The organism is Kitasatospora sp. NPDC036755 (genome assembly GCF_040636595.1).
Classification (GTDB): Bacteria; Actinomycetota; Actinomycetes; order Streptomycetales; family Streptomycetaceae; genus Kitasatospora.
The window spans coordinates 1-11,720 of sequence record NZ_JBEZUT010000278.1 but is presented as its reverse complement, the minus strand read 5'-3'; the positions used below and the strand labels follow the sequence as shown (position 1 = coordinate 11,720).

The following is an 11,720-nucleotide window of genomic DNA, read 5'->3' as shown; positions in this document are numbered from 1 at the left end:
GCCGCGCGGGCGCGGGCGACGCCGCCGGCGGTGGCTCCGGCTCCGCTGCCGACCGCGACGGTTCTCGTACCGCCCAGGCCGGCGCAGGCGCGGCAGATGCCGGGGTGGGGCACTGGGTCGTGGCAGCGGCCGCATTCGGCGTACGAGGCGGGCGGCGCGGGCGGGTCCTCGGGGTGTTCCGGCGGCAGCTTGCGTCGGAGGCGGTCGCGGAGGATCGCCGCCGGGGAGTGCACCCGCTGCGGCAGCCCGGGCAGCAGGGCCTGCGCCAACTCGGCCTCGCCGCAGCCGCGTTCCAGCCACTGCGCGACGAGCGGCGCCAGCGCCAGCGCCTCGGCCTCGCCCAGGCGCAGGCGGGGTTCGGGCCGGATCACCCGGAACAGGGTGGCCACGGCCGCCCGCGTCCCTTCATCCGGGAGGGTGGGTTCTTGCCCCTGGTCCTTTACGGGAGGAGTGACAGCGCCACCGGTACTCCCTCCACCGGAGTCCGGGCGGGGGACAGCCGGTGAGGGCTGCGGGGTGTCGTAGACGTGGACCACGGTCCGGATCGTCCCGTCGGGCATCCGGATCTTCTCGACCCGGTAGAACCCGGCGTCCTTCAGCTCCTTGAGCGCCCGCCGGATCGCGCCCCGCCCCTGCGGACTGCTGTCCGCCATCTGCCGCCCGTCCTCCCGCCACCCGTCGGGACGGGAGAGCAGATCGGCGAGGAGGCCGCGAGCGGTGTAACTGAGCCGACGGTCCTGCAACAGGACGTTCGGCATGACGGTGAACGCGCGCCTGTGCACGCTACGATGAATCCGCATCTGGAGTTGCTGCTCCTGGTGCCCGACCCCGGGGTGTCTCACCACCGCCGGGGTCTCCTATATTCCATTGATGATGCGGAAAGTAGCACACCGACTACGAAGAGTGCGAGCCGCTTGTGAGGGCCTTGGCATGCGCGACGGGGCTCTGCATCACTTTCGGGTCAGACATTCGACCCGCGTCCGTAGCGCTCCCTCCAGTTCGATGTTGTCGCCTCGGGCGACCGTTTGCATCAGTTCGGTGATGACTACGAGCTCCGCGAACCTCCCGGCGGGAGTGTCGAGGATGTGGCCGAGCCGTCGCCGGACTTCGGCGGCGGTGTCGGGAACGAGAAGGCTGTATGAGTACAACAGCGCTGCGTCGTACCCAGCAGGGGCGGTGCCCCAACCTTCCCAGTCGAGGATCGTGAGGGTCGGGCTAGTGAGGTTGGCCCAGTGCAGGTCACCATGGGCCGTTGTCCAGGTGGGCACCTTGGTGTCGATCGAGGTGCCCAGGTACTGAGGCATGGCTCGGTCCAGGTATTCCTGTCGGACCGCCACCCGATCACTGGGAACGGCTGCGATGGTGTCGAGGGCGGTGCCGAGTCCGTCCCACCAGGCGTCGTCCAGGCGCGGTGCCGCCCGTAGGACCGGCTCGTGGGTGGTGACGGTCGGGGCGGTGACCTTGTCGTACAGCTCTGCCAGGTAGCCGTGCTCGCCCTCGGTCCAGGTGCGTCGCTCCCGCAGGCGTGGCCTGGGTACCGCAGGAGGCATGAGTCGTTCTGCCTCCTGCGGTCCCTCCCAGAGTTTTCCGCCGGCTTTGTCGGCCGGGGCGGACACCAGTCGGAGCCAGCCCTCGCCGGATGCCGTGACGATCGCGCGACCGAGGGTGCGTCCACGCCAACCCCACGCTTCGCGGGTGCCAATCGGCGTCGCGTTGAGCGCCGTTGCTGCTGTGGCGTGCATCCCGCGCATCCGCCCGGCCGTGTCCGGTTCAGGTTCCGAGTACATCAACGACCCTTCGGAGAACGTCCGGAGACAGTGGTGGTCGGCCGACGGCTTCGGCGGCCTGCCCCCAGTGTTCCGGGTTTCCCGTCGACAGGAGCACGCGCTTCACCCCTGGGGCTGAGGCCACGACGGCGAGGGCGGTCTCGGCGGGGGCCTTGCCAGGGTTGATCAGCTCGGACAGCTCCGGGGTCACCAGGCCGGGGATCTCGCCGCCGTGGAGCGGGGCGGCGGCGAACACCTCCAGTCCCGCGGTCAGGGCATCGGCCAGCGGGCCGTGTCCGTCGAGAGCCTGGGCGACGGGCGCGAGGTGGACGAGGGAGACCGGGAGCTGGATGGCCCACAGGTGATGATTCGGTCCGCCGGCCTTGGCCGCGAGTTCGATCAGCGTGGGTACGTCGAAGAGGCCGCTACTGAAGCCGCGCCAGGTCGCGACTCCGTAGGCGCTGATGATCTGTTGGCTGCACGCCTCCTCCAGAGCCAGGAAGGTGTTGTAGAGCCTGCCGGTGATCTCGCCGTCAGGGCAGGTGTGCTCGGGGTTGTGCACGAACACCAGGTCGGGTGTCCGGCCGAGCATGAGCTTGGTGCGCGCGAGCTGCCAGGCGGTGTAGTCCGCGGTGAGGCAGTGACCGCGTTCGGCGTCCGCCGCGGACAGGGCACCGGCTCGCACACCGATGTGCCCGGCGCCGGCTGGGACGAAGCCCACCTTCGTGGAGACGCACAGATCCGGGTAGGCAGCCAGAGCTGTGGCGAGCGACATCTCCGCCCTGCCACCTGCATAGTTGGGCGCGGTGTCCACCCAGTCGGCACCTCGGGTGGCGGCCATCAGGGAGGCATTGGCCACATCGAGGCAACGGTAGGTGCCGAGGCCGAGCCGAGCGGTCATCGTGGGCCGCCGATCGCGACGGCCTGGCCGTCGACCAGCTCCGTCACGACACCGGCCGCCTGGCCGAGAGTGATGCCTGCGGCCTGAGCGAGATCGGCCAGCCGGTGAGGTTCCCCGTCGGCGAGGAGCGTGAGCATCGGCTCGGCCTTGGTGGCAAACGTCCATTCCTCGCCGCCGGCGGTCAGCCGGATGGTGCCGTCGGGTATGGCCGCGAGTGCGTGCCGCGTGGTAACCAGGCGCACCCGTAGGTCAGCCTCCGGTGGGGCTACCGTGATGTGGGGCAGCGACGGTGCGAGCCGGGCTCGCTCGGTGGCGTCACGCGCCGAGGAGAAACGGGCGATCAGGTCGTCGCTCTCCAACTCGGCCGCGAGGAGCTTGCCGATCGTGTTGAGGAAGGTGTGCTGCTCCTCGGTGGTCCCGAAGCGCGGGATGTCCGCCCGGACGGCCTCATGGGTGCGCAGCTTCTCCGACAGCCAGGTGATCAGATCAGCTCCCGTCGTGCTCTGCAGCCCGCAGGTGACATGCAGCGAGTGCTGGCCCTCGGAGGCGGCGACGGCGTGCCACCATCCCCGGGGCAGATAAAGCACATCGCCGGCGGTGAGCACCAGATCGGCGACCGGCTCCTCGGGCGGCGGTTCGGGCGTCTCGACGTCGCGGTGCATCGGCGCCGTGCGGGTGGGGCCGTTGATGCGCCAGCGCTTCGCGCCGTCGAGCTGGACGACGACCACATCGTGATCGTCCCAGTGCACGCCGAAGCCCTCGGTGCCGGTCCAGGAGGCGTACAGGTTGGCCTGCACGCCGGTTCGCAGCCAGCGCTCCAGCTGGCCGGCCAGGGACGCGATGCCGGGGTGGAGTTCGTCAACGGCGTCCAGGACCAGCGTGGCACCCTCGGCGAGACGCTGGTGCAACTCGGAGGGCTGGAGCTGGTGCCAGACGGTGCTCCGCCGGGTGGTGATCGGCCGGGAGTAGGTGTGCGCGGGCACCTGCTCCCCGTTGGCGGCGAGGCGGAAGCGAGGGGGTTCGAACCGGTGATGGGTCAGGATCGCGTTGAGGTCATCCCAGCTCATCAGTCCGGCGAGCGACGCGGCTTCACCGCGTGCGACCTTGAAGCTGCGGCCGAGCGTCTGGGCGAGGAAGCCATCCCCGCCCAGACGCTCAACCACCGAGAAGTGCTCGGCGGTCATCGTGATGCAGCCGTCAGTCGTTGGTGTCGGTTCGGCCGGTGGAGCCGCCGTCCGACGGCTGCTCGCCACGCGAGCGGGCCGCGGCGACCTTCGTACGGGCGACCAGCAGGCCGTCGCACTCCAACTCGGTGCTGCTCGTCAGGTTCTCGGGCATGAGTCCTCCTTCGGAATCACGGGGCGGGCCGACTGACCAGCCCCGTCGTGGGTACAGCGATGGGTCCGTTGCCAGGACAAGCCGCTGGCAAGGAACCTCAGGTGCTTACGCCGCGTGGCTGTTGACCAGCGCGGCCACCTGCATCCCCCAAGCCCGCGTTGGGGCGGGAGGAAGTCTTGTCAGGCACTGGCTGGGACGACGTCCCGTGCCTTCGGGGCCGCGGCCCTCACCAGCGCGGTGAGTCGCTCGTCGCCCGAGACGGCGGCGGTGGTGCCGACCTCGAACCAGATCCGCTTTCCGGCGGGGTCCGGCTCGGAGCCCCAGTCCGTCGCGAGCGCGGCCACCAGGAACAGCCCTCGCCCGTCGGTGGCGTCGAGATCGATCCCGCCGGCAGCCGGGAGTTCGTGGCCGACGTCCGTCACCTCGACGCGCAGCCGTTCACCGTCCCAGGACACGCATACGACGCACGGGGCGTGGGTGTGGGACACGGCGTTGGTGATCAGCTCGCTGGACAGCAACTCGACATCGCGGAGTGCGTCCTCCGCCAGCGGCAGGCCCCAACCGCGCACGGTCCGTATCACCCGCCGCCGGGCGTCCGGCACGGCCTCGGCACTGGGCAGCACGCGAAAGCCGAACGGGGCGGGGGCAGTGGCCTGCCGGGTGGCGACGGACATGAGCGCGGACCTTTCACCGGGACGAGGTCGGCAGCGGGCCGATTCGCGCCGGGATTCACCCGGCAGGTATCTACGGAACCGCCTCCAACGCCGGTGAACCAGAGCAGAATTGAGGCGGCAACGAGGCATCCGTGCTGCAAACCCGGGCATGACCTGGCCTGTTACGGCTGCAGACGAACTGACGTACCTCTGGAGGACGCCGGATGACATCCAGGAGGTCCCGGCTGATCCAGCGCAGGGAGGCTGTCGGCCACACCCAGGAATCCCTGGCCGAAGCCCTCGGTGTGGACCGTACGACCGTAGGGCGATGGGAGGGCGGCAGGGGTACCCCGCAGCCCTGGATGCGGCCGAGGCTCGCCCGCGCCCTGAAGCTCTCGGTTGACCAGTTGGCCGACCTGCTGGAAGCACCCCCTGCATCCGCCGATGCAGTTCCACAGCCCGGCGAAGTCGGTGGCACGTCGCCGCCCCAACCTGCCCGGCACGGGGACCGCAGCACGGATCTCGTAGCGGCCGTGGCAGCCGACTCCACCGAGTCCGCGTTGTTCCTTCGCTTCGCGAGCGCCTCCAACGTGGACGACATGCTGCTCGAACAGATCGAAGCGGACATCGCAGCACTGGCAGAGGACTATGTCAGCAAGCCCGTGTCCGAGCTCTTCCACGACATCGGAATCCTTCGACGTGGTGTATTCGACCTGCTCCGAGGCCGTCAACATCCCTACCAGGCAAGCCATCTCTACTTGCAGGCCGGGCGCCTCTGCGGCCTGGCCGCCCACGCTGCTCTGGACCTCGGTCAGTACGCAGCTGCGGCCACGCAATCGCGAACGGCCTGGCGTTGCGCGGAGTCAGCCGGCCACAACGGTCTTCGAGCCTGGATTCGATCCGTCCAGTCGTTGATCGCCTACTGGCAGCAGGACCACTGCCAAGCCGCCGAGCTGGCGCGAGCCGGGCTGCCGTACGCGGACAGCGGGACGATCGCGGCCCGTTTGCTCAGCCTCGAAGCGCGGAGCACCGCCGCACTCGGCGACATGACGAGCGCGCTCCGAGCCGTGGAAGCTGCCGAAGCGGCGCGGAGCAGAGGAGCTACTGCGGATCTTCCGGGCGTGTTCACGTTCCCCGAGGCCAAGCAGTGGACCTACGCCGGCACCGCTCTCCTGGCCCTGGGCAGTCGACGCTACGTGAACCGCGCGATCGATGCCTCGTCCAGGGCCATCGCCCTGTACGAGTCCGCACCGCAGCAGGAGCGGTCCTCCGGTGACCTGCTGGCCGCCCGCCTTGACCTTGCCAACGCCCACCTCGCTCACGGCGACCTCGACGGGGTGCGGGAGAAGCTCTCGGCGGTGCTGGCTGTCGCACCGGACCGGCGGACGGCGAGCATCTCCACCCGCCTTCGGGCGCTGAGCGCCCGTCTTGCCGAGCCAGCCTATGCAGGCTCCCCGATCGTCCTGAGCCTCCGTGAGAATGTCAGAGAAGCCTGCTCTCGACCCGCACTCACGAACCCTCCGGAGCTGCCCCAGTGACGAGCAACAGCGCCCAGCAGGACGCCGCAGTCGCCGACGGAACTATCCTCGCGAGCAGTGCTTACGCCGACGGGCGCCACCTGGCCGCTCGCCAGTCGATCTACCAGTGGCAGCGGCCGCAGTACGATCTGCCCGGGATCGTTGTAGAGGAGCTGGCCGATATCAGCGGCACCGTCATCGATGTCGGTTGCGGCAACGGGAAGTTCGTCAACCGTCTGCACAGGGACAGGCCAGACCTTCAGGTCGTAGGGATGGACATCTCGGCAGGCATCCTCGCCGACGTCGCGAAGCCGGTTCTGGTGGCCGACGCTCAGGCCCTGCCCTTCGGCGATGACAGCATCGACGCCGTGCTGGCTCTGCACATGCTGTATCACGTGAGCGACATCGCGGCCACGATCGAGGGACTGGCCCGCGTCCTCCGGCCTGGTGGCGTGCTCATCGCCTCGACCAACAGCGACGCCGACAAGCAGGAGCTGGACCGGCTCTGGGCCAGGGCGGCAGGGGACGTCCTCGGGATTCCCGAGGGCCCGGCCCGGATCTCCCTCAGCTCCCGATTCTCCCTGGAGAAGGCCCCCGGCTACCTCGGTGCGGCGTTCGGGGGCATCAGAGTGCGGAAGCTGCCCGGTGTCATCGAGGTCACCGATCCTGCGCCGGTCGTCGCCCACCTGGCCTCCTACCAGTCATGGGCTGATCGGAGCGGCGTCCCGTTCCACGAGACCGTCAGCCGGGCAGCGGAGATCGTTGCCTCGGTGATCGCCACTGAGGGGACTTTCAAGATCTCCTGCCTCGGTGGCATCCTGACCTGTCGCCATTGAAGCAGGCATAAGGCACTCGCTCATGGCCGTGTGCAGGATTATCGGGACCGTGCCGAATGCCGATATTTCGTTTCGGGCGGGCTCGTGTGCGCGCACACGAGCCCGCCGTGATGAGTTTTCACATCACCCTGCGTAGGAAGTCGGTCAGGTCGACTTCCTACGCAGGGTGGGATGTCGTCGCCGCTTCGGCTTTGCTGAAGCGGCGACGGGTGGTGAGGTGTGGTTTCGGCGGCCCCGGCCAGAGCTGGCCGGGGCCGCCGAACGTTGCGGTTCCTGGGGCGGGCGGGTGGGTGAGCACATTCTGCTTTGTTTTGGGCGGGCCCGCGTCCTTGGATGCGGGCCCGCCCATTCTTGTATGTTCCATATTGGCCCGTATGAATTCTGCCCCTGCCGTGACGGTAATCGCGGCAGGGGCAGAGAATTCCACCATGCCTCTTGTGACCTGACCTGGGGAATTCGGGTCAGCGGGCGGCGGCGCGTTGGAGGGCGCTGGCGAGGAGGGCGAGGTCGGTGGGGCCGTTGCCGAGTTCGCGGACGGGCCGGCGGGCGGGCGGGGCGCCGAGCTGGAGCGGGTCTATGGCGACGACGGTGGGCCGCAGGGTGGCGGTGCGCGGGATGCGGCCGCTGATCCGGGCGGTCTGGAAGGCGCTGACCCCGCCGTCCGGGAGGCGGAGGTAGCCGCGGCCGGGGGTGTCCTCGGGCAGGGCGGCCGCGTCGCCGAGGTGGATCAGCAGGTCGGAGTCGGCCGGGTCGTCGGTGCGCAGGGCGATGCGGAGCAGCGCGGCCTCGTCGACCTCGCTGCCGGCGCTCTCCTCCGGCCGTCCGGTGGCGACGGCGAGGTGGACGCCGAGCGGCCCGCCGCGGCGGGCGACGGCGGCCAGCGCGCGGGCGAGCGGGCGGCCGACGGGGGAGGTGGGGGAGAGCAGCGCGTCGTAGTCGTCGACGACGACGACCAGCCGGGTGGGGGCGGGCGAGGGCCCGGTCGGCCGGGGGGCTTCCGCGCTGCGCGGCGGGATGATCCGGGGTGTGGTGGCCGCTCCGCCGCCGACGACGGCGGGCACCGGTACGGCGTCCGCCTCCTGCTCGTCCAGGCTCTGTGCGTCCAGGATGCGCGCGGCGTGCCAGGAGGCGAAGTCCAGTCCGTCGAACAGCCGCTCCCGCAGGGCGAGTTCGTCCTCCAGCGCCTCGGCGGCGAGCAGCGCGGCGCGCGGGTCGGCGGCGGCGTTGACCCGCCCGGTGACGTGCGGCAGCTCGGTGCAGCCGTCCAGCCCGTCCTGGCCGTCGGTGACGGCCCGGCCCTCGATGATCGTGACGGTCAGCCGTTCGGGCCGCTCGGAGACGGCGAGCGAGGCGACGAGGGTGCGCAGCAGTTCGGTCTTGCCGGAGCCGCGGGCGCCGCCGATCAGCAGGTGGGGGCCGCCCGGATCGGGGGAGGGGAGGGTGAGTTCGGGGTCGGCCAGGTCGAGTGTGCAGAGCTCGTCCCGGGTGGTGCCGAGCAGGGCGGTGGCGGCGCCGATGCCTCCGGCGTGGGCCTCCCAGCGGGCGGAGAGCTTGGCCGGGGTGACGGTGTCGAGCTGGAGCAGGTCGAGCAGCCGCAGCGCGTCGGGCAGGGGGCCGCGGGCGGCCGGGACGGCCTCGCGCAGCGGGGCGAGGACCCGGGCCAGCCGTTCGGCCCAGGCGTCGGAGACGGCGTCCAGCGAGACCTCGTGCAGGGTCTCCCGGCCGCGGGCGACCGGGCGGTCCAGGGAGAGCTGGGTGCCGACCTCGCCGGTGATCAGGGCGGTGGCGCCGAGGCCGCGGGGGAGCAGTTCGGGCTGTTCGGCGAGGCAGATCGGGAAGATGCCGACGGCCGGGCCCTGCCGGAGCAGCAGGTCGAGGGCCTGCCGGGCGGTCTCGGTGGCGGGGCGGCCGTCGACCACGACGACGGTGGCGCCGTGGCTGCCGAGGCCGCTGGGGCCGCTGAGCCGGGCGGTGAGCTCGGTGAGCCGGGCGGTGGCCTGTTCGTCGTCGAGGCCGATCAGCAGCCGGCAGTCCTGGCCGTCGACGGGCCGCAGGTGGGGCAGCCACAGGGCCCAGGCCCAGGTGTCGGCGCGGTCCTCGGCGGCGCGGGCCGGGTCGGCGTCGACGACGACGAGGCTCAGACCGGTTGGCGGGTGGAGGGCGGCGAGCTGGGCGACGACGGCGCGGGTGAGCGCGTCGAGGCGCTCGCGCGGGCCGCTGAGGCCGAGGCTGCCGGCGGTCTGGAGGTCGAGGGTGACGGGGACGGCGGGCAGCATGGTGCCGGGCGTGGTGCCGGGGCCGCCGGGGCGGTCGGCGGTGCCGAGGCGCAGGGTGAGGGCGTCGGGGTGGCCGGGGCCGCGTTCCCAGAGCCGGGGGCCGGGGCCGACGGCGTTGAGCAGCAGGGTGGCGAGGTCGGGCCAGCGTTCGCGCTGGGCGGCGGTCTGGCGGAGCCGTACCGCGGCGTGGTGGCGTTCGGCGTTCTCCTGGCCGGGCGGTTCGGCGGCGCGGCCGGGCAGCAGGGAGAACAGGCCGCGGCTGCGGCCTGGCGCGGGTTCGGGGGCGGCGGGCGGCTCGAACACGGGGGGTGCGGGCCGGCTGGGGCCGGGGGCGGCGAGTTGGAGGTGGCCGTGGCCGTCCGGCAGGGCGGCGCGGGTGGCCCCGGTGGCTTCGGCCGGGTCGGGGGCGGTCACCTGGAGGGTGGATTCGCCGATCCGCAGGACCGCGCCGGGTTCCAGTGGGACGGCGGCCTCCGGGGGGACGGGCGGGACGAGCCGGCCGTCCAGGGTGCTGCCGTTGGTGGAGCCGAGGTCGCGTACGGAGATCCGGCCGTCGTCGGCGAGGTGGAGGGAGAGGTGCAGCCTGGAGACGTCCGGGTCGTCGAGCGGGACGTCGGCCTCGGCGGAGCGGCCGACCCGGATCTCGCGGCCGTGCAGCCGGTGGACGCCGCCGGCGTCGGGGCCGCCGACGACCCGCAGTTCGGCGGCGGCGGGGGTGTCGTCGGGGTCGTCGGCGGTGGGGTCGGGTTCGTTCAGGCTGAGGACGGCGCCGTCGAGCAGCGGGGGGTGGCCGAGCAGGGTGTGCTCGTCGACGCGGTGCGCCCCGGCGTACAGGTGTACGTGGGTGGCGGCCCGCGGCCCGCGTACGCCCACGGCGCCCGCGAGCGCGCCCGCGATGGCGCCGAGTGCGGTGCCGACGGGCGCGGTGACCAGCACGTCCACGTAGGGAATGGCGGAGCCGGCGGCGGACGGGCCGCTGCGCGGTCGGAGGACGGTCAGCCGGATCTGCATCTCGCCCGCGGGTCCCTTCTGCTGATGTGAAGCCTGGTACCGCTCCCCGGTGCCCCGGGCACCGTTGGGCCACACGAGTGGCGAGTGTCCATCCTGCCATCCGTCGAGGACGGTCCGCGCACCGTACCGGATTTGACGATCTTGCGATCGCCGCTCCGCGGGGGGCGACGGAGGGTCAGGTCGACCGTCCTCGCACGGGGTCCCCGGGACCTTCCCTAGGGGATGTCCCCCAACCCTTCCCCGGACCGTGCGGATGGCCTACCGACGACCTCAAAATCCCGAACGGACACCGTTAGAGTGGCCGCAGACACGGGCCCGGCAGGCTCACCGCACCGGCGGAGGAGCGCCCCGCGCGGGCGGCACGGCGAGGAGTGCGACAGGTGCGGCCAGTCGGCAGCAAATATCTGCTGGAGGAGACCCTCGGACGGGGTGCGACCGGCACCGTCTGGCGCGGCGCGGTGCGCGAGGACGTCCAGGTGCCGGGCTGCGCGCCCGGGCAGCGGGTGGCGATCAAGGTGCTGCGCGAGGAGCTGGCCGCCGACCCCGACGTGGTGATGCGCTTCCTGCGCGAGCGCTCGCTGCTGCTGCGGCTGACCCACCCCAACATCGTCCGGGTCCGCGACCTGGTGGTCGAGGGCGAGCTGCTGGCCCTGGTGATGGACCTGGTGGAGGGCCCCGACCTGGCCCGCTACCTGCGTGCCAACGGCCCGTTCAGCCCGATCGCGGGCTCCCTGCTGATGGCCCAGGTCGCGGACGCGCTGGCGGCCAGCCACGCGGATGGGATCGTCCACCGCGACCTCAAGCCGGCCAACGTGCTGCTCGCCTCCACGGTGGTGGACGGCGCCGAGCGGATGCACCCGCTGCTGACCGACTTCGGGATCGCCCGGCTCGCCGACTCCCCGGGCGTCACCCGCACCCACGAGTTCGTCGGCACCCCCGCCTACGTGGCGCCGGAGTCCGCCGAGGGCCGTCCGCAGACCTCCGCGGTGGACGTGTACGGCGCCGGGATCATGCTGTACGAGCTGGTCACCGGCCGCCAGCCGTTCCAGGGCGACAGCGCGCTCGCCGTGCTCCAGGCCCACCTGGCCCAGGAGCCGCAGCGGCCCAGCACCATGCCGGAGCCGCTCTGGACGGTGATCGAGCGCTGCCTGCGCAAGGACCCGGCCCAGCGGCCGGGCGCCACCTCGCTGGCCCACGCGCTGCGGGTGGTCGCGGCGGGTGTCGGGGTGCACGCCTCCCCGGCGGCGGTGGACGAGGCGCTGGCGGTCGGCGCCCTGCTGCTGCCGGACCCGCAGCCGACGGCCGTCCCCTCCAACCTGCCGCCGATGCCGTCCGCGACGCGGCCGGGAGCCGTGGCCGCGGGTGGCGCGGCGCCGGGCACCGAGGACCGCACCCAGGTGCTGCCGCCGGCCCCGGGCGGGC

At 72.1% G+C, this 11,720-nt stretch carries 10 protein-coding genes and 1 pseudogene; 4 read left to right on the top strand and 7 right to left on the bottom strand.

Translation table 11 applies throughout. The features are described from left to right. The 6 genes from AB0E96_RS31165 to AB0E96_RS31140 form a co-directional block, all read right to left on the bottom strand. The coding region (locus AB0E96_RS31165) for a hypothetical protein (RefSeq protein WP_359829124.1) at positions 1–782 on the bottom strand (782 nt) is incomplete at its 3' end. A 168-nt stretch (positions 783–950) separates the two neighbouring features. Next, complete coding sequence (locus AB0E96_RS31160) at positions 951–1,742, bottom strand: hypothetical protein (protein ID WP_359829123.1); 792 nt, start codon at positions 1,740–1,742, stop codon at positions 951–953. Between the two features lie 28 nt (positions 1,743–1,770). After that, positions 1,771–2,625, bottom strand: coding sequence for an aldo/keto reductase (locus tag AB0E96_RS31155; protein WP_359829122.1), 855 nt, complete (start codon positions 2,623–2,625; stop codon positions 1,771–1,773). 38 nt (positions 2,626–2,663) lie between these two features. Continuing rightward, entirely contained in the window at positions 2,664–3,851 is a 1,188-nt protein-coding gene (locus tag AB0E96_RS31150; protein ID WP_359829121.1) for a cupin domain-containing protein, read from the bottom strand. A gap of 13 nt (positions 3,852–3,864) precedes the next feature. After that, complete coding sequence (locus AB0E96_RS31145; RefSeq protein WP_359829120.1) at positions 3,865–4,005, bottom strand: hypothetical protein; 141 nt, start codon at positions 4,003–4,005, stop codon at positions 3,865–3,867. Between the two features lie 179 nt (positions 4,006–4,184). Continuing rightward, positions 4,185–4,679, bottom strand: coding sequence for an ATP-binding protein (locus tag AB0E96_RS31140; RefSeq protein ID WP_359829119.1), 495 nt, complete (start codon positions 4,677–4,679; stop codon positions 4,185–4,187). 203 nt (positions 4,680–4,882) lie between these two features. On the opposite strand from AB0E96_RS31140, the pseudogene AB0E96_RS31135 reads away from it, so the two are divergent. The 3 genes and pseudogenes from AB0E96_RS31135 to AB0E96_RS31125 form a co-directional block, all read left to right on the top strand. After that, positions 4,883–5,065: pseudogene (locus AB0E96_RS31135) on the top strand (helix-turn-helix transcriptional regulator); the annotation flags it as partial. A gap of 126 nt (positions 5,066–5,191) precedes the next feature. Further along, positions 5,192–6,196, top strand: coding sequence for an XRE family transcriptional regulator (locus AB0E96_RS31130; protein WP_359829125.1), 1,005 nt, complete (start codon positions 5,192–5,194; stop codon positions 6,194–6,196). Next, positions 6,193–7,011: a class I SAM-dependent methyltransferase gene (locus tag AB0E96_RS31125; protein WP_359829118.1), complete on the top strand. Its 819-nt coding sequence runs from the start codon at positions 6,193–6,195 to the stop codon at positions 7,009–7,011. The genes AB0E96_RS31130 and AB0E96_RS31125 overlap by 4 nt, the downstream gene beginning before the upstream one ends. Before the next feature lie 461 nt (positions 7,012–7,472). On the opposite strand, the gene AB0E96_RS31120 is transcribed toward AB0E96_RS31125, so the two are convergent. Continuing rightward, positions 7,473–10,298, bottom strand: coding sequence for an FtsK/SpoIIIE domain-containing protein (locus AB0E96_RS31120; RefSeq protein ID WP_359829117.1), 2,826 nt, complete (start codon positions 10,296–10,298; stop codon positions 7,473–7,475). Between the two features lie 380 nt (positions 10,299–10,678). Here AB0E96_RS31120 and AB0E96_RS31115 point away from each other — a divergent pair. Beyond that, positions 10,679–11,720: serine/threonine-protein kinase (locus tag AB0E96_RS31115; protein WP_359829116.1), on the top strand; the 1,042-nt coding region annotated here is incomplete at its 3' end.